General features: G+C 68.4%; 23 protein-coding genes. 13 read left to right on the top strand and 10 right to left on the bottom strand.

All coding sequences use genetic code 11. The annotated features are described in order from the left end of the window. Window positions 1-74: 74 nt before the first annotated feature. A complete protein-coding gene (locus ACEN8G_RS00680; protein ID WP_413418185.1) occupies window positions 75-656 on the bottom strand; it encodes an EF-hand domain-containing protein in 582 nt (193 codons plus the stop codon). 287 nt (window positions 657-943) lie between these two features. Here ACEN8G_RS00680 and purB point away from each other — a divergent pair, with 287 nt between their 5' ends. The 4 genes from purB (at window position 944) to ACEN8G_RS00660 (ending at window position 6,362) form a co-directional block, all read left to right on the top strand. Continuing rightward, window positions 944-2,254 carry an adenylosuccinate lyase gene (gene purB / locus ACEN8G_RS00675; RefSeq protein ID WP_413418183.1) on the top strand — a complete coding sequence of 437 codons (1,311 nt, stop codon included), beginning with the start codon at window positions 944-946 and terminating at the stop codon, window positions 2,252-2,254. Further along, window positions 2,251-2,838, top strand: a complete 588-nt coding sequence (locus ACEN8G_RS00670) for a biliverdin-producing heme oxygenase (RefSeq protein ID WP_413418181.1) — start codon at window positions 2,251-2,253, stop codon at window positions 2,836-2,838. Before purB ends, ACEN8G_RS00670 begins: the two co-directional genes overlap by 4 nt. Beyond that, complete coding sequence (locus tag ACEN8G_RS00665) at window positions 2,822-5,374, top strand: HWE histidine kinase domain-containing protein (protein WP_413418179.1); 2,553 nt, start codon at window positions 2,822-2,824, stop codon at window positions 5,372-5,374. Before ACEN8G_RS00670 ends, ACEN8G_RS00665 begins: the two co-directional genes overlap by 17 nt. Window positions 5,375-5,555: 181 nt before the next feature. Next, window positions 5,556-6,362, top strand: coding sequence for a hypothetical protein (locus ACEN8G_RS00660; RefSeq protein WP_413419436.1), 807 nt, complete (start codon window positions 5,556-5,558; stop codon window positions 6,360-6,362). 161 nt (window positions 6,363-6,523) lie between these two features. On the opposite strand, the gene ACEN8G_RS00655 is transcribed toward ACEN8G_RS00660, so the two are convergent. Then, a complete protein-coding gene (locus ACEN8G_RS00655; protein ID WP_413419245.1) occupies window positions 6,524-6,847 on the bottom strand; it encodes a winged helix-turn-helix transcriptional regulator in 324 nt (107 codons plus the stop codon). Between the two features lie 128 nt (window positions 6,848-6,975). Here ACEN8G_RS00655 and ACEN8G_RS00650 point away from each other — a divergent pair, with 128 nt between their 5' ends. Continuing rightward, entirely contained in the window at window positions 6,976-7,551 is a 576-nt protein-coding gene (locus ACEN8G_RS00650; protein WP_413419247.1) for an NADPH-dependent FMN reductase, read from the top strand. A 190-nt stretch (window positions 7,552-7,741) separates the two neighbouring features. On the opposite strand, the gene ACEN8G_RS00645 is transcribed toward ACEN8G_RS00650, so the two are convergent. Further along, window positions 7,742-8,524, bottom strand: coding sequence for a helix-turn-helix domain-containing protein (locus ACEN8G_RS00645; RefSeq protein ID WP_413419249.1), 783 nt, complete (start codon window positions 8,522-8,524; stop codon window positions 7,742-7,744). Between the two features lie 124 nt (window positions 8,525-8,648). On the opposite strand from ACEN8G_RS00645, the gene ACEN8G_RS00640 reads away from it, so the two are divergent. Next, a complete protein-coding gene (locus ACEN8G_RS00640; protein WP_413419251.1) occupies window positions 8,649-9,038 on the top strand; it encodes a hypothetical protein in 390 nt (129 codons plus the stop codon). Between the two features lie 55 nt (window positions 9,039-9,093). On the opposite strand, the gene ACEN8G_RS00635 is transcribed toward ACEN8G_RS00640, so the two are convergent. After that, complete coding sequence (locus ACEN8G_RS00635; protein ID WP_413419253.1) at window positions 9,094-9,477, bottom strand: glycine zipper 2TM domain-containing protein; 384 nt, start codon at window positions 9,475-9,477, stop codon at window positions 9,094-9,096. 234 nt (window positions 9,478-9,711) lie between these two features. On the opposite strand from ACEN8G_RS00635, the gene ACEN8G_RS00630 reads away from it, so the two are divergent. Further along, on the top strand, window positions 9,712-10,731 hold the full coding sequence (locus ACEN8G_RS00630) for a hypothetical protein (protein ID WP_413740714.1): 1,020 nt from the start codon (window positions 9,712-9,714) through the stop codon (window positions 10,729-10,731). A gap of 61 nt (window positions 10,732-10,792) precedes the next feature. On the opposite strand, the gene dnaJ is transcribed toward ACEN8G_RS00630, so the two are convergent. Beyond that, window positions 10,793-11,917, bottom strand: coding sequence for a molecular chaperone DnaJ (gene dnaJ, locus ACEN8G_RS00625; protein ID WP_413417994.1), 1,125 nt, complete (start codon window positions 11,915-11,917; stop codon window positions 10,793-10,795). A 138-nt stretch (window positions 11,918-12,055) separates the two neighbouring features. Further along, window positions 12,056-13,966, bottom strand: coding sequence for a molecular chaperone DnaK (gene dnaK, locus ACEN8G_RS00620; protein WP_413417992.1), 1,911 nt, complete (start codon window positions 13,964-13,966; stop codon window positions 12,056-12,058). A gap of 161 nt (window positions 13,967-14,127) precedes the next feature. On the opposite strand from dnaK, the gene ACEN8G_RS00615 reads away from it, so the two are divergent. From ACEN8G_RS00615 to ACEN8G_RS00595, 5 genes are all read left to right on the top strand, one after another. Beyond that, window positions 14,128-14,568 carry a copper chaperone PCu(A)C gene (locus ACEN8G_RS00615; RefSeq protein WP_413417990.1) on the top strand — a complete coding sequence of 147 codons (441 nt, stop codon included), beginning with the start codon at window positions 14,128-14,130 and terminating at the stop codon, window positions 14,566-14,568. A 183-nt stretch (window positions 14,569-14,751) separates the two neighbouring features. Continuing rightward, window positions 14,752-16,479: a pilus assembly protein TadG-related protein gene (locus tag ACEN8G_RS00610; RefSeq protein ID WP_413417988.1), complete on the top strand. Its 1,728-nt coding sequence runs from the start codon at window positions 14,752-14,754 to the stop codon at window positions 16,477-16,479. Further along, window positions 16,476-17,069 carry a TadE/TadG family type IV pilus assembly protein gene (locus ACEN8G_RS00605; protein ID WP_413417986.1) on the top strand — a complete coding sequence of 198 codons (594 nt, stop codon included), beginning with the start codon at window positions 16,476-16,478 and terminating at the stop codon, window positions 17,067-17,069. The genes ACEN8G_RS00610 and ACEN8G_RS00605 overlap by 4 nt, the downstream gene beginning before the upstream one ends. Further along, window positions 17,066-17,782 (top strand): TadE/TadG family type IV pilus assembly protein, encoded by a 717-nt coding sequence (locus tag ACEN8G_RS00600; protein ID WP_413417984.1) that lies wholly within the window; start codon window positions 17,066-17,068, stop codon window positions 17,780-17,782. Before ACEN8G_RS00605 ends, ACEN8G_RS00600 begins: the two co-directional genes overlap by 4 nt. A 58-nt stretch (window positions 17,783-17,840) precedes the next feature. Next, complete coding sequence (locus tag ACEN8G_RS00595) at window positions 17,841-18,377, top strand: PH domain-containing protein (protein ID WP_413417982.1); 537 nt, start codon at window positions 17,841-17,843, stop codon at window positions 18,375-18,377. A 199-nt stretch (window positions 18,378-18,576) separates the two neighbouring features. Here ACEN8G_RS00595 and ACEN8G_RS00590 read toward each other — a convergent pair whose 3' ends face one another. The 3 genes from ACEN8G_RS00590 to ACEN8G_RS00580 all read right to left on the bottom strand — a co-directional run bounded on the left by ACEN8G_RS00590 (window position 18,577) and on the right by ACEN8G_RS00580 (window position 21,175). Further along, a complete protein-coding gene (locus ACEN8G_RS00590; RefSeq protein ID WP_413417980.1) occupies window positions 18,577-19,254 on the bottom strand; it encodes a CDP-alcohol phosphatidyltransferase family protein in 678 nt (225 codons plus the stop codon). 88 nt (window positions 19,255-19,342) lie between these two features. Beyond that, the gene (locus tag ACEN8G_RS00585; protein WP_413740713.1) at window positions 19,343-20,917 is read right to left on the bottom strand and encodes an ABC-F family ATP-binding cassette domain-containing protein; all 1,575 of its coding nucleotides are present in this window, start codon (window positions 20,915-20,917) and stop codon (window positions 19,343-19,345) included. A 132-nt stretch (window positions 20,918-21,049) separates the two neighbouring features. Continuing rightward, window positions 21,050-21,175 carry a hypothetical protein gene (locus ACEN8G_RS00580; RefSeq protein ID WP_413419363.1) on the bottom strand — a complete coding sequence of 42 codons (126 nt, stop codon included), beginning with the start codon at window positions 21,173-21,175 and terminating at the stop codon, window positions 21,050-21,052. A 344-nt stretch (window positions 21,176-21,519) separates the two neighbouring features. Here ACEN8G_RS00580 and ACEN8G_RS00575 point away from each other — a divergent pair, with 344 nt between their 5' ends. Further along, window positions 21,520-21,981, top strand: coding sequence for a vgr related protein (locus ACEN8G_RS00575; RefSeq protein WP_413419365.1), 462 nt, complete (start codon window positions 21,520-21,522; stop codon window positions 21,979-21,981). Between the two features lie 570 nt (window positions 21,982-22,551). Here ACEN8G_RS00575 and ACEN8G_RS00570 read toward each other — a convergent pair. Continuing rightward, window positions 22,552-23,724: a hypothetical protein gene (locus ACEN8G_RS00570; protein ID WP_413740712.1), complete on the bottom strand. Its 1,173-nt coding sequence runs from the start codon at window positions 23,722-23,724 to the stop codon at window positions 22,552-22,554. Window position 23,725: the final 1 nt, after the last annotated feature.

Here is a 23,725-nt window from a genome sequence, read left to right as displayed (position 1 = left end):
ACCAAACGGCCGCCGGAGGCAAGTCCGGCGACCGTTCGGGAGTAGCGCCATGCGTATCCGGCGCGACGAAATATTTAACCCGGCTGCTTGGGCGTCAGGAACACCGTCAGCTCCTGCTTGTTCACGGCGGCGTTCTTGTCCGTGTCGGCATTGGTGAAGGCCTGGCTGGACCAGGTCGTCGCCTCGGCCGAACCCGGCTGGAAGCCCGGCTCCGCGGCCTTGCGCAGCGAGCCCATCCAGTCGGCAAACTCGGTCTTGCTCAGCTTGCCGTCGGCATCCTTGTCATAGCTGCCGAAGTCACGGCCGACCGCCTGGGCGACCTGCTCCTGCGAAGCCGCGGGCGTGGCCGCCGGAGTGGCGGCAGCGGTCGCCGTGGCGGGCTGGGCACCCGGCTGGGCGGCAGGCGCCGCCGAAGCGGTAGCGGCAGGCGAAGCCTCGGTCGTGGCCTGCGCCACACCCTGCGCCGGGGCCGGCTGGGTCGGCTGCGGAGTCGCCTGGGCGGTGGTCGCCGCATCCTGCGGCTCTTCCTGCACGCCCGGCGCCTTGTCGTCCGTCACCGGCGGCGCGGCCTGATCCTGAACCGGTGCCGCCTGGGCCGGCCGGCTATTGTCCGGCTTCGGCGTCTCCTGCGCCAGGGCCGGAACAGCAAACATCATGGAAGTAGCAAGAAGCATGGGCTTCAGCATCAGCAATCTCCTTGTTGTACTTCAGACCTTATTTCTTCGGGCCTGAGCGATTATCTTCAGATACATTCAGGCAACCAACCGATAATCCTGCGGTGATGTTCCGGACTTTTTCCGATCAAGCCTCAACCCAACCCCGAACGGCGCCGATTCATCGCATTTCATTTGCCCTGTGGCCCACCGGCAACGCCCGCCGCTTGGTTGCCCCCCTATCCCCCGCTTGCTAGGGGCACCCCGACTCCCCCGGCGAAAGGCTTGCAATGGTCCCCCGTTATTCGCGCCCCGAGATGACCGCCCTCTGGTCGCCCGAAGCGCGCTTCCGCATCTGGTTCGAGATCGAGGCGCACGCCACCGAGGCGCTGGCCGAACTCGGCGTGGTGCCGAAGAGCGCCGCCAAGGCGCTGTGGGACTGGTGGGCGACCAACCCGGCGATCGACGTCGCCGCGATCGACGCGATCGAGGCCGTGACCAAGCACGACGTCATCGCCTTCCTCACCTGGGTGGCCGAGCAGGTCGGCGACGAGGCGCGCTTCATGCACCAGGGCATGACCAGCTCGGACGTGCTCGACACCTGCCTCGCGGTCCAGCTCGCCCGCGCCTCGGACATCCTGCTCGCCGATCTCGACCAGCTGCTCGAAGTGCTCAAGCGCCGCGCCTATGAGCACAAGCTCACCCCGACGATCGGCCGCAGCCACGGCATCCATGCCGAGCCGGTCACCTTCGGCCTCAAGCTCGCCGAGGCCTATGCCGAGTTCAAGCGCAACAAGGAGCGCCTGCTCGCCGCCCGCGCCGACATCGCCACCTGCGCGATCTCGGGCGCGGTCGGCACTTTCGCCAATATCGATCCGCGCGTCGAAGCGCATGTCGCCGAGAAGCTCGGCCTGTCGGTCGAGCCGGTCTCGACCCAGGTGATCCCGCGCGATCGCCACGCGATGTTCTTCGCCACGCTCGGCGTGATCGCCTCGTCGATCGAGCGCCTCGCCGTCGAGGTCCGCCACCTCCAGCGCACCGAAGTCCTGGAAGCCGAGGAATATTTCTCGCCCGGCCAGAAGGGCTCGTCGGCGATGCCGCACAAGCGCAATCCCGTCCTGACCGAGAACCTGACCGGCCTCGCCCGCATGGTCCGCAGCGCGACCATCCCCGCGATGGAGAATGTCGCGCTGTGGCACGAGCGCGACATCTCGCACTCCTCGGTCGAGCGCTATATCGGCCCCGATGCGACGATCACGCTCGATTTCGCCCTGGCCCGCCTCACCGGCGTGATGGACAAGCTGCTCGTCTATCCGGCGCGCATGCAGAAGAATTTGGATCGAATGGGCGGCCTCGTGCATTCGCAGCGCGTGCTTCTAGCCCTCACCCAGGCCGGCGTCAGCCGCGAGGACAGCTACCGGCTGGTCCAGCGCAACGCGATGAAGGTGTGGGAATCGGACGGCGAGCTCTCGCTGCTCGAGCTGCTCAAGGCCGATCCCGAAGTGACCGCCGCGCTCTCCGTGCAGGAGATCGAGGACAAGTTCGACCTCGGCTATCACTTCAAGCAGGTCGACACGATCTTCGAGCGCGTCTTCGCTTGAGGAACCCCGTCCACAAGGCGCTGCGCGAAGCCACGGCCGAAGCGCACGACCGGGTGGACGCGGCCTTCGCCGATTTCGACCTGACCGACCGGGAAAGCTATGCCCGCTTCCTCGCCGCCCATGCCGATGTGGTGTGGCCGCTGGAAGCGGCGCTGCCCGGCGAGCGGGTGGTGGGGGATTGGGAAAGCCGCAAGCGCGGCGCGCTGCTGAGAGAAGACCTGACCCATTTACGTCATCCCGACGAAAGTCGGGATCTCAGGCGATTGCGCGAGGAAGGAGCCGCACGAGATCCCGGCTTTCGCCGGGATGACGATAGTTGGATCGCCGGCACCCTCTACGTCCTCGAAGGCTCTCGCCTCGGCGGCAAATTCCTCTCGCGTCGTCTCCCCGCCGGATTTCCCCGCGCCTATCTTGATGCAGATCAGCGCGCCGAAAAGTGGCAGCAACTACTGACGGTTATCAACAGTCTCCTGCGCGACCCCGCTGCGCTGGAGACGGGCCTTGCCGCGGCGCTTGCCACTTTCGCGGCGTTCGAACGTTCGGCGGCAGATTGGCGAAAGGTCGAGATTGGCGACGGACGATAATTTCGAGGTCGATCTCACCAATTGCGATCGCGAGCCGATTCACGAGCTGGGCGCCGTCCAGCCCTTCGGCTTCCTGCTCGCCCTCTCCGTCGACTGGCTGATCCGCCGCGTCTCGGCCAATGCCGAGCAGTATCTCGGGAAATCCGCCGACGATCTGCTCGGCACGTCCGCCGTGGCCCTGCTCGGCGACCATGCCGTCCATACGCTGCGCAACCGCCTGGCGATGCTGCGCGGCAACGATGCGGTCGAGCGCGTCTTCGGGCTGAAGATCGCCAGCGGCCGCAGCTTCGATTTCGCGCTGCACATGATCGGCGACACGATCGTGCTGGAAGGCGAGGAGAGCCGCGACGAGGCGACCACCGATGTCGGCTCGGCGATCCGCGCGATGATGGCTCGGCTCGACGAGACCAGCGATGCCCCGAGCTTCTACCGCGAAGGCGCCCGCCAGGTCCGTGCGCTCACCGGCTTCGACCGCGTCATGGTCTATCGCTTCGATCGCGACGGCTCGGGCGTGGTGGTGGCCGAGGCCGCCCGCGCCGGCATCGGCAGCTTCCTCGACCTGCGCTACCCGGCCAGCGACATCCCGCAACAGGCGCGCAAGCTCTACGTCCGCACGCCGTTCCGGATCATCGCCGATGTGAACGCGAACCCGGTGCCGGTCCTCCCGCGGCTCGACGAGAGCGGCGCGCCGATCGACCTGTCGCTCTCCGTCCTACGCTCGGTCTCGCCGATCCATATCGAATATCTGAAGAACATGGGCGTCGGCGCCTCGCTGTCGATCTCGATCATCGTCGAGGGCCAGCTCTGGGGCCTGTTCGCCTGCCACCATTATTCGGCGCGCTGCCCCAGCTTCGAGCGTCGCTCGATCGCCGAGCTGTTCGGCCAGATGTTCGCACTCAAGCTCGAAAGCCGCGAGCGCAAGGAACTGGCCGCGTACGAGATGGCCGCGCGCTTCTCCAGCGACCGCCTCCTCGCCGCCGTGGCGGGCGACGCCACGCTGCTCGACAATCCCGAATGGCTCGGCACGATGCTGCGCGAGACGGTGCCGTGCGACGGCATCGCGATCTGGATAGACGGCAAGGTCGGCTATTCGGGCATGACACCGCCGCCCGACGCGATCTCGACGATCACCCGCCGCCTCAACGCCATGGCCGCCGGCAAGATCTTCGCGACCGACCGGCTCGCCGATACCCTCCCCGCCGCCGCCGACTATGACGACGTCGCCGCCGGCATGCTGGCGATCCCGATCTCGCGCCGCCCGCGCGACTATGTCCTGCTGTTCCGCCAGGAGAAGATCCGCACGGTCAAATGGGCAGGCGACCCGCACAAGCCCGCCCAGCTCGGCCCCAACGGCCCGCGCCTTACGCCGCGCAAGAGTTTCGAGCTGTGGAGCCAGGAAGTCCGCGGCCGCTCCGAGCTGTTCTCGAACGTCGAGCTGCGCGTCGCCGAGATGCTGCGCGCGTCGCTGATCGAAGTCGTGCTCCGCCTCAGCGACGATGCCCAGGAGGAGCGCCGCCGCTTCTCCGAGCGGCAGGAGCTGCTGATCGCCGAGCTCAACCACCGCGTCCGCAACATCCTCAGCCTGATCCGCGGGCTGGTCCGCCAGTCGCTCGATCCCGAGGCCGATGCGCGCGAGACCATCCATCTGCTCGAAGGCCGGATCGAGAGCCTCGCCCGCGCGCACGACCAGATCACCCAGGACAATTGGTCCGCCGCGCCGCTCTCGCGCCTGATCGAGACCGAGGCGGCGGCCTATCTCGGCGGCAAGGCCGATCGCGTGGCGATCGACGGCCCGGCGGTGATGCTCCACCCCCAGGCCTTTTCGACGCTGGCGCTGGTGCTGCACGAGCTGATGACCAATTCGGCCAAGTACGGCGCGCTCTCCGACAATGGCGCGGTCCAGGTCGGCTGGTCGCTCGATCGCGAGGGCGACCTCCAGATCGAATGGCGCGAGCAGGGCGGCCCCGCCGTCCAGCCGCCCAAACGCCAGGGCTTCGGCACCACGATCATCACCCGCTCGATCCCCTATGACCTGGGCGGCCGCGCCGAGGTGCGCTATCCGCTCACCGGGCTCGAGGCCGATTTCTGCGTGCCCGCCCGCCATATCGAAGTCGATTCCCGCCGCGCCGCCCGCCCCGCTCCGGCGCCCGAGCCCACCCCCGGCGCAGTCGAGACGAAGCTGCTCTCGGGCGTGGTGCTGCTGGTCGAGGACAGCCTGATCATCGCGATGGACGCGGAGGACATCCTCACCAGGCTCGGCGCCCGCCGCGTCGTCACCGCCGGCAGCCTCGCCCAGGCGCGCGACGAGATCGGCCGCGAGGCGTTCGAGGCCGCGGTCCTCGACGTCAATCTCGGCGCCGAGACCAGCCTGCCGCTCGCCGCCGACCTCGCCGCCGCCGGCGTGCCCTTCCTCTTCGCCACCGGCTATGGCGAGCAGCTCAAGCTCCCGCCCGAGCATGCCGACGCGATGGTCACCCAGAAGCCCTATACGCTGGCCAGCATCTCACGGGCGATCTCGGACCTGCTGGCAAAGTAGGATTTCGCCGGTTAGCTAATTCCTCCCCGAGCTCGCTCGGGGAGGGGGCCGTTCGCGTCAGCGAATGGTGGAGGGGCCGGCGCAACGCGCCGGTACCGCCGCGCCCCTCCACCACGCCCTGCGGGCGCGGTCCCCCTCCCCCAGACAAGCTGGGGGAGGAATTGTTGAAGAGGGAAATCCAATGCCCATCGGCGCATCGGTAGGGAAGAACGGCGTCAACGACCTGGCGGACGTGCTGGTCGTCCAGCACCTGCTCAACGACTGGCTCGGCTATACCGGCCAGAAGCTGCTTCCCACCACCGGCGAATGCGGCTCGCTGACCATCGCCGCGATCAGCGGCTACCAGGCGAAGGTGCTGGCCGCCGCCAAGCCCGACGGGCTGATCTCGCCCGGCGGCAAGACCTGGACCGCGCTCGCCGCCGGCCAGGGCGCCCGCCCGCCGCTTTCGGGCGCGGACTGGTGGAACGCCAACCAGGCAAAATACCCGAACAGCGCCGCGGTCGCCGACCTGGTCCAGCCGTTCCGCGACAATGTCACGGCCTTCCTCAAGGCGCTCAAGGATGCCGGCGCCACGGTCGCCATCTCCTCCACCCGCCGCAACGCCACCCGCGCGCATCTGATGCATTACAGCTGGCGCGTCGCGAACGGCGCGGTCGCGCCGAACAAGGTGCCCGCCCTGCCCGGCCTCGCCATCCAATGGGATCATGGCGACCTCGCCAAGTCGAAGGCCGCCGCCCAGCAAATGGTGAAGCTGTTCCAGATCGCCTACGAGCCCTCGCTCACCTCGCGCCATATCGAGGGTCGCGCGATCGACATGACGATCTCCTGGGCCGGCACGCTCAAGGTGAAGGACAAGCAGGGCAAGCCCCGCGAGATCGGCGCCCCGCGCTCGGGCGAGAGCAACACCGATCTCCACAAGCTCGGCGCGGGCTACGGGCTGATCAAGCTGCTCAGCGATCCGCCGCATTGGAGCGACGACGGGCGGTGATCTCGAAAATCCTCCCTCGCGAAGCGGGGGAGGGGGACCGCGCCCGAAGGGCGTGGTGGAGGGGGCTTAGCCGCGAGCACACCGCCCGCGGAGATGCCCCCTCCACCCCGACGCTGCGCGTCGCGGTCCCCCTCCCCCAGACAAGCTGGGGGAGGATTTGATCACCCTTCCTCCCCCATCGCATCGAACCGCCGCCGCGCCGCCTCCAGCTCGGGCAGGTTCGCCGTCACCCATTGCCCAAGCGCCTTCACCGGCACCTGCAGCGAGCGCCCGAGCGGGGTCAGCGTATATTCCACCCGCGGCGGGATCGTCGGGAACACCTCGCGCGTCACCAGCCCGTCGCGCTCGAGGCCGCGCAGGGTGAGCGTCAGCATCCGCTGCGAAATCCCGTCGATCCCGCGCTGCAGCTCGCTGAACCTTTTGGTCCCGTCGCTCAGCATCATGATCGTCAGGATGCTCCACTTGTCGCCGATCTTGGCGAGCATCGAGCGGACCGGGATGCAGCTATCATGCGTGTGCCTGGGTTCCAGAAATGTGCCTCCTTGTGGGGATGCGGCCACCGCATCATTTGATCCCCTGTTACGATTCGTAACCGGAAAGGGTCCAGATTTCCATGCTCAACCTCGCACTCATCATCGGCAGCACGCGTCCCCAGCGTTTCGCGGACGTCCCCGCCCAGTGGATCGCCGCCGGCGCCGCCGAGCGCACCGACTTCGCGCTCGATATCCTCGACCTGCGCGACCAGAACCTGCCCCTGTTCGAGGAGCCCGTCGCTCCGGCCTGGACCCAGGGCGTCTATTCCAATCCGCTGGCCGAGGAATGGCGCCAGAAGATCGGCAAGTATGACGGGTTCATCATCACCGCCGCCGAGTACAATCACGGCCCCACCGCGGTGCTGAAGAACGCGCTCGATTCGGCCACCTTCGAATGGCGCCGCAAGCCGGTGGCGTTTGTCGGCTATGGCGGCGTCGGCGGTGCCCGCGCGATCGAGCAGCTGCGCGGCGTCGCGGTCGAGCTGCACATGGCGCCGATCAAGGCCGAGGTGAACATCGGCATGGAGCCGTTCCTCGGCATCCTCCAGCAGGGCAAGACGCTCGACGACTATCCCTATCTCGCTGCGTCGCGCACCACCCTGTTCGACGAGATCGCCTGGTGGGGCAACGCACTCAAGGCCGCTCGTACAGCCTGAGTCCCGAGGGTGGACCGATACTAAATCCTCCCCCGCCAGGGGGAGGTGGCGCGCGTAGCGCGACGGAGGGGGAGGTAAGCGAACCATAGCTGGTCGCCAGCCTCCCCCTCCACCGCCTTCGGCGGTCCCCCTCCCCTTGGCGGGGGATTGAACGAGAGCAAGTGGTGGCCTGAAGTCGATTCAGCCTAAGCTAGCCCAGCGCCCGCAGCCGCTCGGCGGTGATCGCGTCGGCCGGGTAGAAGGCCTCGATCGCCAGCTCGTCGAGCGTCACGTCGAGCGGGGTGCCGAACACGGTGGTGGTGCTGATGAAGCTGAGCTCGCCCAGCGGAGTCGCCAGCCGCAGCGGGATCGCCACCCCGCCGAAATCCTCGGCATGCCCGGCGCCGTCCGGAAAGGGATAGGCGGCCAGCTCGGCGACCAGGGCGTCCAGCCCTGCATCGCCCGTCGTCAGCGCCTGGCGCCGCAGCCGGTCGAGCAGATGCGCCCGCCACTCGGCCAGATTGAGGATCCGCGGCGCCAGCCCCTCGGGATGCAGGCTCAGCCGCAGCACGTTGACCGGCCCCTCGAGCAGATGCGCGGCACAGCCCGCGAGCAGAGGCGCCACCGCCGCATTGGCTGCGACCAGATGCCAGTGCCGGTCGATCGCCAGCGCCGGCCAGGGCTCGTGCCCCTTCAGCACCAGGTCGATCGCCCGCCGCGCCGCCGCCAGCGCCGGATCGTCGAGCGCCCGCTCGGCATAGAGCGGCGCGAACCCCGCCGCGAGCAGCAGCGCGTTGCGCTCGCGCAGCGGCAGCTCGAGCTGGTCGGCCAGCTTCAGCACCATCTCGCGGCTCGGCCGGGCCCGCCCGGTCTCGATGAAGCTCAGGTGCCGGGTCGATATCTCGGCATCGAGCGCCAGGTCCATCTGGCTCAGCCGGCGCCGCCGGCGCCATTCCTTGATCTGGTCGCCAAGCGGGCGGACGGCTGGCTGCACGGGCAATTCTCCTTCGCCCCGACCCTGCCCCGATCGATCGCCCGTTTCCATTACCTCCCGCGTAATCGACCCGGCGCGCCGATCGCGTCAGCCTTGCGCCATCAACCAGCAAGGGAGACGACCCATGACCAACCCGATCCAGTTCCTCCGCGCCGTGCTGACCGTCGATGCAGTCACCTGCCTGGCGATGGGCGCGCTGCTCGTCGCCATGGCCGGCCCGCTCGCGGCGTTGCTCGACCTGCCGGCCGCACTGCTGTTCGAAGCCGGGCTGCTGATCTTCCCCTCTGCGGCGTTCATGCTCTGGGCCGCACGCCACACCGATCGGCTCGAATGGCCGGTCCGCGCCATTGCCTGGCTCAATCTCGGCTGGACCGCGGCGAGCTTCGCGGTGATCGCGCTGCTCGCGCCGAACCCGCTCGGCATCGCCTTCCTCACCGCCCAGGCGCTGGCGGTGGCCGGGCTCGCCGCACTCGAATTCCACGGCCTGTCGCTGTTCCGCCGCGCCTTTGCCTGAAACGACAAGGGGCCCGGCGTTTCCACCGGGCCCCGTGCCTCCTCAGATCGAGGGTTTAGCGGCAGCGACGGCCGCCATTGTCCTTGTCGATCGCCTGGCCGACCAGCGCGCCGCCGAGTGCACCGAGCAGGGTGCCGGGGGTGCGGTCGCCGTAACGGTCGATGCTGCGGCCGACCAGGGCACCGGCGACGCCGCCGAGCAGCAGGCCGGTCGTACCGTCCGAACGGCGGCAATAGTTGCGGCCGTCACGGCCGCGCCAGGTCGGGCCGTTATAATGGCCGCGGTCGTTGTAGCCCCGGTCATAGCCGCGGTCGCGATAGTCGCGGGCATAGCGGCCATGATCGCGGTACCCGCCATAATAGTCCTGCGCGTTCGCAGTGGCAGGCAGGGCGGGAAGGGCAACGGCCATGGCCGCAAGGCCCAGAAGCATCTTCTTCATGTTCTCAACTCCTCTTCTGGCCGGTGCCTGGGCACCGGGGATGAGGCTCTTCTATGCGAGTCGCACTGAGGCGATGCTGAACTGGGTTTGCAGCTGACGTTCACGTAATGAATCAGGCCCGCGTGGCCGGCGGGTGCACTACATCCACTATGGTGCGATCTCGGTTTTCCCCGTCATATGAATTGGCTACCTCTGCATCCTGCCGTGCCGAACACGGCCAGAGGGGGGAATCACATGAAGAAGCATCTGCCGGGCGGCGTCGCCCTGTCCCTGCTTGCCGCCTGCAGCGGCGGCGGTGGCGGAGGGGATATGGGCGGGAGCGGCGGTACCGGCTCGGTCACCCCCACGCCGACGCCCACCGCCACCGCAAGCCCGACCCCCACCCCGTCGCCGTCGCCCACGCCGACGCCCAGCTATCCGCTCTTCTCCGCGCTCGCCGGCGATCAGAGCTATGCCAGTGCCTGCACCGGCACCAGCCCGGCCACGGACCGCGCGGGCACCCTGACCACCACCGCCTTCTATTATCGGGGTGGCGGCCCGATCTCATATGCCGCGGCGACGCAGACCTACACGGTCTATTCGACCACCAATGCGCGCAACAGCTTCGTTCCCGCCGATCGCGACAACACCGCGCCCGCCAATGTGATCGCCTTCAGCAAGCCCTCGGTGAACACGCCGGGCACCGAGCGTTTCCAGATCATCCAGCCCTCGGCCGGGGGCGTGTCGTTCGACTATAGCCGCACCGCCTTCATGGACATGTCGGGTGGCCCCGGCTCGGGCAATGTCGCGCGCTCGACCAATTACTGCATCCTTGGCGTGCCGACCCTGCTCACCGACATTCCGTCCGCCCCGATCGTGACCTTCACCCGCTTCGCGGTGGGCGGCGAGGCGCAGGATTCCACCAGCGGCCATCTGCTGGTCTACACGCTCGCCAAGAGCAGCGCGACGATGCAGGTCGATCTCACCACGGGCATGATCGCCGTCAGCCTGCATCTGGTCGGCACCAATGGCGGCACCGACAAGGACTTCGGCACCTTCAGCAGCACCACCAATATCGACCAGAGCAATGCGGGCTTCTTCGGCGTCGGCCTCATCGGCGGCGTGCCCGCGCCGGGCGTCGCCTCGCTCCCCTATCAGGGCGGCTTTTTCGGCCCCCAGGGCAAGGAGTTCGCCTATGCCTTCTCGAAGACGGAGCTCGACATCAGCGGCCGCCCGGCGCTGACCATCATCGGCACGGTGAACGGCGCCCGCTGACGAAAATGGCCCGCGCCCGATCCCGGGCACGGGCCATCCATTGCTTCCCAGGGGCCGGACTTCAGCCCAGCGCCGCCTTGAGCTTAGCGAAGAAGCCGGTCGCCTGGGGGCATTCGTCCCCCGTTTCGGTCGCGCGGAATTCCTCGAGCAGCTCGCGCTGCTTGGACGTGAGCTTGGTCGGCATCTCGACGACCAGCTCGACGACCAGGTCGCCGCGCCCGCGGCCCTGCAGCACCGGCATGCCGGCGCCGCGCTGGCGCACCTCGCGGCCGCTCTGCGTGCCGGGGGCGATCTTCACGACATGCTTCTCGCCGTCCAGGCCGGGCAGGACGATCTCGCCGCCCAGCGCCGCGGTGGTGAAGCTGATCGGCGCATGGGCGAACAGGTTCGTCCCCTCGCGCTCGAAGATCGCGTGCTTCTTGACGTGCAGGAAGATGTAGAGGTCGCCGGCCGGCGCGCCGCGCGCACCTGCCTCGCCCTCGCCCTGCAGGCGAATCCGCGTGCCTTCGTCCACGCCGGGCGGCACGTTGATCTTGAGCGTCTTGGTCTTGTCGGTCCGGCCCTCGCCGCGGCAGTCGCGGCACGGCTCGTCGATGATCTCGCCGGCGCCGTGGCAATGCTGGCAGGCGCGCTCGACCACGAAGAAGCCCTGCTGCGCGCGCACCTTGCCGTGCCCGCCGCAATATTTGCACTGGGTCGCCTTGGTGCCCGGCTTGGCGCCGGTGCCTTCGCAGCTGTCGCAATGGCCGGAGACGTCGACGGTGATCTCGGTCGTGGTGCCGTCGAACGCGTCCTCGAGCGTGATCTCCATGTCGTAGCGCAGGTCGGCGCCGCGGCGCTGCTGGCGCTGGCCGCCGCGTCCGCCGCCCATGAACTCGCCGAACACGCTTTCGAAGATGTCGCTGAACGCGCCGAAATCGGGCTGGCCGCCGGGGCCGCCGCCGCCACCCATGCCGTTCTTGAAGGCGGCATGGCCGAAGCGGTCATAGGCTGCGCGCTTCTGGGGATCCTTCAGGCAGTCATAGGCTTCGTTGATCGCCTTGAACTTGGCCTCATGGTCCTTGCACCCGGCATTCTTGTCGGGGTGGTACTTGATCGCGAGCTTGCGATAAGCGGACTTGAGCGTGGCCTCGTCCGCGGTGCGCTCGACTTCGAGCAGCTCGTAGAAATCGACTTCGGTGGTCATCAATAAAAGCCCTCTCCCCTCCGGGGAGCGGGTTGGGAGAGGGGCAGTCCGTCAGCAATTACCGACATCGCTCGCCTCCTCGCTCAGCCCCCTCTCCCCGACCCTCTCCCCGAAAGGGGAGAGGGAGGGAGGTTTGAGTTACGCCTTGTTGTCATCCACCTCGGAGAACTCGGCATCGACGACTTCCTCGCCGCCCGCCTCGTTCCCGGCAGCCGCGCCCGCCTGAGGCGAAGCCTCGGCAGCCTGCTGCTTGTCGTAGATCGCCTGGCCGAGCTTCATCGCCACCTGGGCGAGGTTCTGGCTCTTGGCCTGCATGTCGTCGGCGTCGCCGCTCTCGACCGCAGTCTTGGCCTCGGCCAGCGCCGCCTCGATCTCGGCCTTCAGGCCGGCATCGACCTTGTCGCCATTATCCGCCAGCTGCCTTTCGGTAGTGTGGATCAGGCTCTCGGCGTTGTTCTTCGCCTCGGCCGCGGCACGGCGCTTCTTGTCCTCTTCGGCGAAGCTCTCGGCGTCGCGGACCATCTGCTCGATGTCGCTGTCTGAAAGACCGCCCGAGGCCTGGATGCGGATCTGCTGCTCCTTGCCGGTGCCCTTGTCCTTGGCCGACACATTGACCAGGCCGTTCGCGTCGATGTCGAAGGTCACTTCGATCTGCGGCACGCCGCGCGGCGCCGGCGGGATGCCGACCAGGTCGAACTGGCCGAGCAGCTTGTTGTCCGCCGCCATTTCGCGCTCGCCCTGGAAGACGCGGATCGTCACCGCCTGCTGACCATCGTCGGCAGTCGAATAGACCTGGCTCTTCTTGGTCGGGATCGTGGTGTTGCGGTCGATCATGCGGGTGAACACGCCACCCAGCGTCTCGATGCCCAGCGACAGCGGCGTCACGTCGAGCAGCAGCACGTCCTTGACATCGCCCTGGAGCACGCCGGCCTGGATCGCCGCGCCGATGGCGACGACTTCGTCCGGGTTCACGCCGGTGTGCGGCTCCTTGCCGAAGAACTCCTTCACGATCTGGCGGACCTTCGGCATGCGGGTCATGCCGCCGACCAGCACCACTTCGTCGATCGCCGAGCCCTTGACGCCGGCATCGGCCAGCGCCTTGCGGCACGGCTCGAGCGTGCGCTGGATCAGGTCCTCGACGAGGCGCTCCAGCTCGGCGCGGTTGATCGTCTTCACCAGGTGCTTCGGCCCATTGGCGTCGGCGGTGATGAAGGGCAGGTTCACTTCGGTGGTCTGCGCGCTCGAAAGCTCGATCTTCGCCTTCTCGGCGGCTTCCTTCAGACGCTGGAGAGCCAGCTTGTCCTTGGTGAGGTCGATGCCTTCGGCCTTCTTGAAGTCGTCGGCCAGGAACTGCACCAGCTTGGCGTCGAAGTCCTCGCCGCCCAGGAAGGTGTCGCCGTTGGTCGCCTTAACCTCGAACACGCCGTCGCCGATCTCGAGCACCGAGATGTCGAACGTGCCACCGCCAAGGTCATAGACCGCGATCGTCTTGCCGTCGTTCTTCTCGAGGCCATAGGCGAGCGCAGCCGCCGTCGGCTCGTTGATGATGCGCAGCACTTCGAGGCCCGCGATCTTGCCGGCGTCCTTGGTCGCCTGGCGCTGCGCGTCGTTGAAGTAGGCCGGAACGGTGATGACCGCCTGGGTCACGTTCTCGCCGAGATAGGCCTCGGCGGTTTCCTTCATCTTCTGCAGGATGAAGGCCGAGATCTGCGACGGCGAATAATCCTCGCCGCCCGCCTGCACCCAGGCGTCTCCGTTGGAGCCGCGCACGATGGTGTAGGGCACCAGCTCGGTGTCCTTCTTGGTGACGGGATCGTCGAAGCGGCGGCCGATCAGGCGCTTCACCGCGAAAACCGTGTTGTCCGGATTGGTCACCGCCTGGCGCTTGGCCGGCTGACCGATCAGACGCTCGCCGTCCTTGGCGAAGGCGACGATCGAAGGCGTGGTACGTGCGCCTTCCACATTCTCGATGACCTTGGGCTTGCCGCCCTCCATCACTGCGACGCAGCTGTTGGTCGTCCCCAGGTCGATACCGATAACTTTAGCCATGGTCCCTCGTTGGCCCCCAGTAAAATTCAAACACTTGGCCCCCAACGCCCCTGCTAGGAGGCAGCGCGGAGAACCGATCACGTCGCCGGATATAGGTGCGCTGGCGCTTGCCGCAAGAAGCACGGCCTTCTACGGGCTTTCCCGAAATGGGAGTATGGCAGATGCGGCGGTTTTCAGCGATCGTTACGGTGGCGGCACTTTCCGCCTGCGCGCCCAAGGGTGAGCTTTCCGCGAGCAATGCCTGGGTTCGCCTGCCCGCCGTCTCCGGCCAGCCGGGCGCGGCCTATTTCACCGTGAAGGGCGGCGCGACCGCCGATACGCTGCTCGCCGTCTCCACGCCCGCCGCGCTCAAGGCCGAGTTGCACGAGAGCATGAAGGGCGATCACGGCATGATGGCGATGGCGCCGCTCAAGGACGTCGCCGTCCCCGCCGCCGGCAAGCTCGAATTCGCCCCCGGCGGCCGCCACGTCATGCTCCATTCGATCGGCCCCGCGGTGAAGTCCGGGCAGAAGATTCCGCTCACTCTGTCCTTCGCCAGCGGCAAGACGTTGCGGATCGAGGCGAACGTGGTCGGCGCAGGCGATCCGGCACCCGGCAGCTGAGCCCGGATTATGAACGGCAGGACAGGTTAAGCTACTGTAATCGCACGGATGCGTAGTTCACCGTAACCCTCCGTAAACTACTCCTCGGCCATATTGGTGCAAAGCCCAGACAATGGGTGACCCGCGTCGGGTTGCGGGTCGGAGTGGTCGCGCGTGAAACAAGATCGGGAATCATCGCGGTTCATGACCCGCCTCGCGCGGGACCGTCGCGGCAACACGCTCGCGATGATGGCGGCGATGCTGGTCCCGCTCGCGGCCTTTTGCGGCTGCGCGGTCGATGCGGCGCGCCTCTATGTCGTCAAGACGCGGCTCCAGCAGGCCTGCGACGCCGGCGTGCTCGCCGGCCGCAAGTTCATGACCGACAGCTCGCTCAGCAACACCAATCTCGATTCGACCGCGAGCGCCCAGGCGCAGACCTTCTTCGCCAATAATTTCCGCACCGGCTGGTTCAAGACCACCGCAGCCACCTTCACGCCCAGCAAAACCTCGAACGCCCAGGTCGCCGGCACCGCGACCGCGACGGTGCCGATGACGATCATGTCGATGTTCGGCGTGCCCAGCCAGACGCTCACCGTCACCTGCGAGGCGAGCTACGACGTCGCCGATACTGACGTGATCTTCGTGCTCGACACCACCGGCTCGATGGCATGCCTGCCCAACGACGACGACAATACCTGCAACAACTATGTCGGCTCGGCCGGCACCACCAGCTACTCCCGCCCGGCGGACGGCTCGGGCAGCGGCAATGACAGCGTCGCCGGCTATCCCGGCAGCACCGCCTATTATGTTCCCGAGAAAAACGGCTCGCGCATCGCGGCGCTGCGCTCGGCGGTGCTGAGCTTCTACGACACGATGGCTTCGGCGGCGGACCCCTCCACCCATATCCGCTACGGCTTCGTCACCTACACTTCGACGGTGAACGCCGGAAAGGCGATCGTCTCGCTGTCGCCGGCCTATATGGTCGGCGGCACGGGCAGCGCGAACAGCCAGTGGAACTATGAATCGCGCTACCAGACCGGCACCAGCAACGGCCAGCCGACCTGGCGCTACCAGCAGCAGAGCTTCGACGTCCGCAACTTCGTGAGCGGCAGCGCGGTCACTGATCCGAGCAAGACCACCGGCGCCACCAATCGCTGGACCGGCTGCATCGAGGAGCGCGCCACCACCGCCGGCATGTCGAGCTTCAGCCAGTCTGCGCTGCCGCCCGATCTCGATCCGGACCTGGTGCCCAATTCGAACATCGACACCCAGTGGAAGCCGATGTGGCCGGAGCTGTTCTACGCCCGCAACAATTACGGCAGCACGAGCAGCGCGACCTCGACGGGCGACAGCTCGAGCCATCCGAACATCGGCACGACGCCCTATTTCCAGGCGGGCTATGTCTCGTGCGGCAAGCCGGTCTCGCGGCTGGCGGTGATGACCCGCACCCAGGTGTCGAACTATGTCAACGCCAGCGACTTCCGCCCGATCGGCGGCACCTATCACGACACCGGCATGATCTGGGGCACCCGGATGATCTCGCCGACCGGCATCTTCGGCACCGACACCGCCGCCTGGCCGTCGCGCCAGGCGCCGAACCGCGTGATCGTGTTCCTCACCGACGGCGACATGGCGCCCAACACCGGCGTCTACGGCATGTACGGCAACGAATATTATGACCGCCGGGTCAGCGGCGGCGACTTCAACAACCTCAAGGCCTATCACAACGCCCGCTTCCTCGCCGAGTGCAGCGCGGCCAAGGCGCGCAACATCCAGGTCTGGACGGTGACGATCGATTCGAGCGCCACGACCGAGATGAAGTCCTGCGCCACCACCACCAACCAGGCGCTCGCCACCACCACCGGCTCGGGCCTGGCGACTGCCTTCGCCTCGATCGCCAAGCAGGTGGCGATGCTGCGGGTATCGCAGTGATCCGGCACGCCCTGCGGCACTTCCTCCGCGACCGGCGCGGCGCGACGGTGGTCGAATTCGCCATCGTGCTGCCGGTGATGCTCGTCCTGATGATGGGCATGTGCGAGCTCGGCTATCAGGCCTATGTCCAGTCGGTGCTCACCGGCGCGGTGCAGAAGGCCGGGCGCGACAGCGGCATCCAGGGCGCGACACCCGCCTCGATCGACGCGCGGGTGCTCGGCCAGGTCCAGGCGGTCGCGCGCAGCGCCGCCTATGTCAACGGCTATCCGGCGCGGCGCAGCTACACCAGCTTCAGCGCTGTCGCGCCCGAGCCCTTCGTCGACACCAACGGCAACGGCACGCGCCAGGCCGGCGAGTGCTACACCGACATCAACGGCAACGGCCAATGGGACGCCGATGCCGGCCGCTCGGGCCAGGGCGGCGCCAATGACGTGACGGTCTACACCGCCTCGGTCACCTATACCCGACTGTTCCCCGTGGTGCGCCTGCTCGGCTGGCCGGGCACCGCGACGCTCAGCGCCACCACCACGCTGATGAACCAGCCCTACGCCACCCAGAACATCCCCACCCCGCCGACGATCTGCACATGAAGCACCTGCCCCTCCCCGCCCGGCTCCGCCGCCTCGCCGCCGACCGCTCGGGCCTTGCGATGCTCGAGTTCGCGCTCGCGCTGCCCGTGGTGCTGGTGCTCGGCTGCTACGGTGTCGAGACGGCGAACCTCGCCATCGCCAATCTGCGCGTCAGCCAGCTCGCCTCGAACCTTGCCGACAATGGCTCACGCCTCGGCCTGATGAGCGGCTCCTCCTCGACCGTCCAGCTGCGCGAGATCGACATCAACAACGCGCTCCAGGCCACCCGCCTGCAGGGCAGCTCGCTCGGCATCGGCGCCAATGGCCGGGTGATCCTGTCGAGCCTCGAATATGTCCAGCAGAGCTATGACACCGCCCCGGTGATGCGCATCCACTGGCAGCGCTGCTTCGGCCAGAAGAGCGGCACCGGCTATGATTCGAGCTATGGCACCACCGGCGCCAGCGCGGGGACCGACGCGACCAAGGCCAATGCCGGCACCACCGTCACCGGCATGGGCGATCCCGGCGCGGTCGTCACCGCCCCCAGCGGCTCGGGGCTGATCTTCGTCGAAGTGAATTACGATTATCAGCGGCTGTTCGGCTCCACCTTCATGGCGCCGGTGAAGCTCCATTACGTCGCCTCGTTCATCGTGCGCGACCGCCGCGACTTCGCCCAGCTCTACAATCCCTCGCCCGCCGCGACCCGCTCGACCTGCGACAAATATACGACGTGAGTTGCCGCGGCGGCGATCCGCGCTATCCTCCCGGCACATCGCCGTGGGGAGTGCCCGAATGCCGCAAGTCCTGGACCGTTTCCGTTCCTCCACGCTCGGCTGGCTGATCGGCACGCTCGCCGGCTGGGGCACCTGCCTGCTCTTCCTGCTCGGGCTGGCCGGCACCTTCTATTTCCTGGCGCAGGGCACGCTGGTCGGCGCCGCCTGGGTCGCCCCGCTGCTGCTCGCTGTCGCGATCGTCGTGCTGATCCTGAAATGGATCGAGAATCTTGGCATCGCCTATGAGATCACCGACGACCGGCTGATCCTCCACAAGGGCATCCTCCAGAAGTCGATCGACGAGGTCGAGCTCTACCGGGTCAAGGACGTCCGCATCGACTTCTCGATCATCAACCAGCTGGCCGACATCGGCACGATCAGCATCGCCTCGTCCGACGAGACCACCCGCGAGGCCCCGCTGGTGATCCGCGACGTGGCGCAAGCCCGTGTCCGCCGCGAGAAGCTCCGCGAACTGGTCAACACCGCCCGCCGCAACCGCGGCGTCCGCGAGATCGACATGGTCCAGGAGGGCCTCGGCGAGCCGCCGCTGGCGTAATTCCCTCTCCCCTTGTGGGTGCATCGGGTCGGTCATGCCCCCGGCATGACCTAAACAGCGCGGGGCGCTGTTTACCCGATGCAGGAGGGAGCCGACGCAGTCGGCGGAAGGGTGAGGGGGAGTGAGACTCAAGCCCCCTCATCCTTCCCACTCGCTCCGCGAGCGGGCCTTCTCCCACAAGGGGAGAAGGAGACTACGTTCACCGCTTCTCCAGCACCGCCAGCCGCCGCCCGATGATCGCGGTCTGCACGACGAACAGCGTGATCAGGATCGCCGCGATGGCGCCGACGAACGTGTCGAACGCCGGCACCGGCCCGATATGGTCGCGGCCGGGCCCGACGATCAGCATCGCCACGGTCATCGCGATCAGCATCAGCCGCAGCTCGGTCGGCCCGGCGGCGACATAGGAGAGCCGCAGCTCGCCGGTCACCCGGGCGGACAGGAAGGCGTGCACCGACATCAGCAGGTATCCCGCCAGCGCGACCATCGCGATGTCCATCGTCACGAAGGGCGACAGGCCGATCCCCGCAACGATCATCAAATTGGCGAGGCCATCGCAGCTATGGTCGATGAAATAGCCATAGGAGGGCCGTTCGATCTTGCGGAAGCGCGCCAGGCTGCCGTCCATCGAGTCGCCGAACCACTGCACCGCGTACCCGGCCAAAGTCAGCAGCAGCCAGGCGGTAGAGAGGTTGCTCGCGACATAGCCGGCAAAGACCAGAAACGCCCCGACCATCCCGAGCGCAGTCAACCGGTCGGGCGTCACCGAAGGCGGCATCTTCGAGCAGAGCCAGATCAGCAGGCGCCGTTCGTGTCGCGCCAGCCAGTTTGCCTGAATCCGGGTGAGAGCGGCGCCGTCGCCGGGGGGAGTCGTCATGGGGCGCTATGCGGCATGTCGGGTGCCCCGGCAATCGAATAGTCGTAACAGAAACGTCACATGCCTCGAATGCGGGACAGTCCGTTGCCTAGCGCGCCACCGCGACTTCCCGCGCCACCCCGATCGCCTCCAGAAAGGCCCGGTCGTGGCTCACCACCAGCAGCGCCCCATCATAGCCCGCCAGCGCCGCCTCGAGCACCTCCACCGATTCCATGTCGAGATGATTGGTCGGCTCGTCGAGCAGCAGCAATTGTGGCACCACCGCGCCGCCCAGCACGCAGGCCAGCCCCGCACGCAGCCGCTCGCCGCCGCTCAGCTCACGCACCAGCTTCAGCGCATCCCGGTTGCGGAAGGCGAAGCGGGCGCACGCCGCATATCCCTCGCGCTCGGTGGCGCCGGGATGCAGCCGCCGGAAATTGTCCAGCACCGTCGCGTCCGCATAGAGCAGCCCGACATGCTGGTCGAGCATCGCCACCCGCCCCTCGGCCCGCCGCACCATGCCGCGGTCCGGCGCCAGCTCCCCCGCCGCCAGCCGCAACAGGCTGGTCTTGCCCGCGCCATTGGGCCCGGTCACCGCCACCCGCTCGGGCCCCGTGATCTCGAACCGCCACGGCCCGAACACCCGCTCCCCGCGCACCAGCGCCGCATCCTCGAAGGCCAGCAGCCGGCGATTGGCAGGCAATCCCGTCGACGACAGCTCGATGGTGAGCGGCGTGATCACCTCCACCGCCTCGCGCGCCGCCGCCAGCCGCGCCTCGGCATCGCCGACCAGCCGCTCGCCCACGCCCGCGCCGCGCCCGGCGGAATTCTCCGCCCGCTCCTTCTGCCGCCCCAGCAGGATCTTCGGCGCCGATCCGCTCGCCGCATAGGCACGCCCGGCCCGATCGCGCCGCGCCTGCCGCTCCTGCGCGCGCTGCGCCCCCGCCTCGGCCCCGCGCAGCGCATCGCCCGCCCGCTCGACCTCGGCCGCCGCCCGCCCCCGCTCCGCCTCGCGCGCTTCCGCAAAGCCCGACCAGCCCCCGCCGAACACCCGCGCGCCCAATGGGGTCAGCTCGACGATCCGGTCCATATGCTCGAGCAGCGCCCGGTCATGGCTGGCGACCAGCACGCCGCCGCGCCACCCGTCGACCAGCGCCATCACCGCCGCGCGCCCTTCGGCATCGAGATTGTTGGTCGGCTCGTCGAGCAGCAGCAGGTCGGGCGCGTCGATCCGCAGCCGGGCGATGCCCACCCGCGTCCGCTCGCCGCCCGACAGCGTCGCCACGCGCCGGTCGAGCGCCACGCCTTCCAGCCCGGTCTCGGCCAGCGCCGCGACCACCCGCTCCTCCAGCGTCCAGTCGGCCTCGGCCAGATCCTCTTCGTCGCCCTCGCCCGCCAGCACCCGCGCCAGCCGCTCGAGCCCGGCGCGCACGCCCAGCACTTCGTCGACCCGCCACTCGCCCGGCCATTCCTGGCGCAGCACGCCCACCGAGCCGGAGCGCACCAGGCTCCCGCCCGCCGGCGCCGCTTCGCCCGCGAGGATCCGCAACAGGGTCGACTTGCCCGAACCGTTGCGCCCGACCAGCCCGGTGCGTTCCCGCCCCAGCGCCAGCGTCAGATTGTCGAAAAGCGGCCGGCCCTCAGGCGTGGCGGCGGAAAGAATATCCAGGGTTGCGAAGGACATGAGGCACCTGCGGGCAGAACGAGACGATCGGGCGAACGATGGTCTTTTCCTGGCGCATGGCGGCTAACTCCCTGGGAATGCTGGAGCCCGCTATCTGGCGGAGGCGCGGGCGGATGACAAGCCCGGCAGGCGTCAGCCGAAGGTAGGCCCGCTGCTTATCTCGATTTCCGCTTCGGGATTGTGGAGGTGAAGAAGCAGGTACGCACGCACGGCCACATAGGTGCCCGCCGTCATCAGGCCGACGAAGAACCAGCTCATTTCGACAACCCCGCGCACGCAACTGCCTTTTTCCGCATCTCCGGAGTCACATTCTCCGCAGGTCCCTGCATGATCTGGGCTATAAAATCGCAACCTGGCTGTGCCGGGCAAGAGGGCTTCTGGAGGATGGCAACCGTTATCGCGCCAACAGCCCCGATAATTGCCGCGAATGTTCCCGACCATAGTTGGATCTTGAGGCTTTCACGCAATGTCATCACGCTTCCCCCACCCCGATATCCTTGACGTTCTACAGAATTACTTCACGAATATGAAGGAGCAATTCGCACCATGCATTGCTTTCGCGCGCCGATGACCATCCGGGTCCGGCATCCCATATCCCATCCATGACCGCCTCCCGCCCCCTCACCCAAGGCGAAGCCGCGCTCGCCCGCTTCGTGTTCGGCGATGCGCTCGATCCCGCCCGCGCGGCGGTCGCCAATCGCAAATGGGCGTTCTTCCAGCCGCGCAACACCACCATGGCGCCGCTCGGCACGATCCATTTCAACCCGGCCTCGGGCCTTTATCGCGACGATTTCGCCACCGCCCCGCTCGCGCTGCAGGGGCTGTTCGTCCACGAACTGGTCCATGTCTGGCAGCACCAGTCGGGCATCTTCCTGCCGCTCCGCCGCCATCCCTTTTGCCGCTATGGCTATGCGCTCGAGCCCGGCCGGCCGTTCGCGCGCTATGGCATCGAGCAGCAGGCCGAGATCGTCCGCCACGCCTTCCTGCTCCGGTGCGGCGCCGACCTGCCTGGCGCCGCGCCGCTCGCCCTTTACGAGGCGCTGCTGCCCTTCCGTACCGTCTAGGCATTGAGCCCAAAAGCCCTCTCCCTTGATGGGATCATCAAGGGAGAGGGGTTCATCCTTCTGCGCCCAAGGCTCGAGCGCCGATCTAGTTGGCGCACCGCCTATTCGATGTCGTGGTTCATCTTGGGCGGGCGCGGCGGCGGGGCCGGGCGCGGTGCGGGCGGGGTATAGCTCGGCCGTGGCGGCGGGGTGTAATTGGGGCGCGGCGCCGGCGGCGTATAGCTCGGGCGCGGTGGCGGCGGGCTGCTTGCCGCAGGCGGAGTCGGACGCTGCCAGCCGCCTTCAGGCCGCGAAGGTCGCGGCGGCGCCGGATTGCCCGTAGCGGCCGGCGGCACCGGCCGCTGCCACCCACCTTCGGGCCGGACCGGACGTGTCGGCATCGGCGCGGGGGTGCCCGCCGGCGGCGTCGGGCGGTTCCAGCCCCCTCCGGCCGGGTCGGACGCACAGGCGCTTCCCCGGTCACCGGCGGACGCGGGCGACCCCAGCCGCCTTCGGGCCGTGGCGGGCGCGACCAGCCCGGGCGCGGCGGCGGCGCCTCGCCCGTCGCGGGCGGAGTCGCTGGCGTCGGAGTCACCACCGGCGGCACAGGCCCAGGCGTCGGCGTGACCGCACCTGGCACCGGCGGTCTCGGCCGCCCCCAGCCGCCGCCACTCCCATCGGGACGCGGCCGCGGCGGGCGCGTGCCCGGAGTCGCGGGAGTGTCGGTGCCGGGCGCCGTTCCCGGCGCACCCGGCCGCCCGCCGCCCCAGCCCCCGGCCGGCGCGGACCATCGGGATTGCCGTTCCACGGCCGTGTCATCGGCGGCCGGTTGGGACCCGCCGGACCATCAGGCGAAGCGTCGGGCACGCCCGGACGCGGCGGTGGATTGCTCCCCGGCGCCCCGGGACCACCGGGTCGCCCAGGCCGCCCCGGCCAGTTCGGACGGCCACCGCCCGGCTGGTTCGACCAGCCCCAGCCCGGCTGGTGCGGTCGTCCCGTCCCCGGCCGGCCCGACCGGCCGGGGCGATGGAAGCGGCCCGGCGGTGGTCCCTGGAAGCCGCCCTCGCGCCAGCGGCGGAAGCGCTCGGCCATCTCGCGGCGACGGCGCTGCTCGCCGTCGAAGCGGTGGCGCCATGCCGCCGCGTCGCTCCGCGCCCGATAGCGCGCCCAGCCCGGATAGCGGTTGTAGCCGCCGTCCCAGACCTGGATGAAGCTGAACAGATAGGGGCTGGCGTCGATCCACGCCTGGGTATCGACCGGGCGATAGTCGCGCCCGGCCAGCGCGTCCTGCAGCCGCACGCCGCGGTCGTACAGATCCTCGGCCGGATCGTCATAATCGGCGAACTCGGCGCGCGGCGCGGCCTCGCCATCGGCGTCATAGACCATCGCCAGCCGCCCGGCGTCATAGCCGAAGCTCATCCCCGGCTCGACCGCCAGGAACGGCCCGCGCGCGCCCGGCGCGAAATAATAGCTGCGGATCCCGCCCGTGCCGGCATCCTCGACGATGATCGTATAGCCGTCGGCGGTCTGCCACGCCCAGGGCTCGGCGCCTTCGAAGGAGAAGGCGAAGTCGGGCGGCGCGTCGCCGATCGCGTCCCACAGCGCATCGGCCCGGTCGATCCACTCATAGTCTTCCGCCGATTGCTCCGCGGACTGCTGCCCCGCCGCCACCGGCACCGCCCCGCCTGCCGCCATCGCCGCCCCGGGCAGCGCCAGCGCCGCGCCGGTCAGCATCGCAAGCCGGATCATCCTCTCGAACCGCATC

It is taken from the genome of Sphingomonas sp. Sphisp66 (genome assembly GCF_047324325.1).
GTDB lineage: Bacteria > Pseudomonadota > Alphaproteobacteria > Sphingomonadales > Sphingomonadaceae > Sphingomonas.
This window is presented reverse-complemented; position numbering and strand designations above follow the sequence as displayed.

Coding starts and splice junctions, on each gene's coding strand:
- ACEN8G_RS00610 (WP_413417988.1), top strand. CDS start 14,752: ATGACCCGCCTCGCGCGGGACCGTCGCGGCAACACGCTCGCGATGATG.
- ACEN8G_RS00595 (WP_413417982.1), top strand. CDS start 17,841: ATGCCGCAAGTCCTGGACCGTTTCCGTTCCTCCACGCTCGGCTGGCTG.
- purB (WP_413418183.1), top strand. CDS start 944: ATGGTCCCCCGTTATTCGCGCCCCGAGATGACCGCCCTCTGGTCGCCC.
- ACEN8G_RS00575 (WP_413419365.1), top strand. CDS start 21,520: ATGACCGCCTCCCGCCCCCTCACCCAAGGCGAAGCCGCGCTCGCCCGC.
- ACEN8G_RS00580 (WP_413419363.1), bottom strand. CDS start 21,175: ATGAGCTGGTTCTTCGTCGGCCTGATGACGGCGGGCACCTATGTGGCC.
- ACEN8G_RS00615 (WP_413417990.1), top strand. CDS start 14,128: ATGCGGCGGTTTTCAGCGATCGTTACGGTGGCGGCACTTTCCGCCTGC.
- ACEN8G_RS00635 (WP_413419253.1), bottom strand. CDS start 9,477: ATGAAGAAGATGCTTCTGGGCCTTGCGGCCATGGCCGTTGCCCTTCCC.
- ACEN8G_RS00630 (WP_413740714.1), top strand. CDS start 9,712: ATGAAGAAGCATCTGCCGGGCGGCGTCGCCCTGTCCCTGCTTGCCGCC.
- ACEN8G_RS00640 (WP_413419251.1), top strand. CDS start 8,649: ATGACCAACCCGATCCAGTTCCTCCGCGCCGTGCTGACCGTCGATGCA.
- ACEN8G_RS00590 (WP_413417980.1), bottom strand. CDS start 19,254: ATGACGACTCCCCCCGGCGACGGCGCCGCTCTCACCCGGATTCAGGCA.
- dnaJ (WP_413417994.1), bottom strand. CDS start 11,917: ATGACCACCGAAGTCGATTTCTACGAGCTGCTCGAAGTCGAGCGCACC.
- dnaK (WP_413417992.1), bottom strand. CDS start 13,966: ATGGCTAAAGTTATCGGTATCGACCTGGGGACGACCAACAGCTGCGTC.
- ACEN8G_RS00655 (WP_413419245.1), bottom strand. CDS start 6,847: ATGCTCGCCAAGATCGGCGACAAGTGGAGCATCCTGACGATCATGATG.
- ACEN8G_RS00650 (WP_413419247.1), top strand. CDS start 6,976: ATGCTCAACCTCGCACTCATCATCGGCAGCACGCGTCCCCAGCGTTTC.
- ACEN8G_RS00660 (WP_413419436.1), top strand. CDS start 5,556: ATGCCCATCGGCGCATCGGTAGGGAAGAACGGCGTCAACGACCTGGCG.
- ACEN8G_RS00570 (WP_413740712.1), bottom strand. CDS start 23,724: ATGCGGTTCGAGAGGATGATCCGGCTTGCGATGCTGACCGGCGCGGCG.
- ACEN8G_RS00680 (WP_413418185.1), bottom strand. CDS start 656: ATGATGTTTGCTGTTCCGGCCCTGGCGCAGGAGACGCCGAAGCCGGAC.
- ACEN8G_RS00585 (WP_413740713.1), bottom strand. CDS start 20,917: ATGTCCTTCGCAACCCTGGATATTCTTTCCGCCGCCACGCCTGAGGGC.
- ACEN8G_RS00600 (WP_413417984.1), top strand. CDS start 17,066: ATGAAGCACCTGCCCCTCCCCGCCCGGCTCCGCCGCCTCGCCGCCGAC.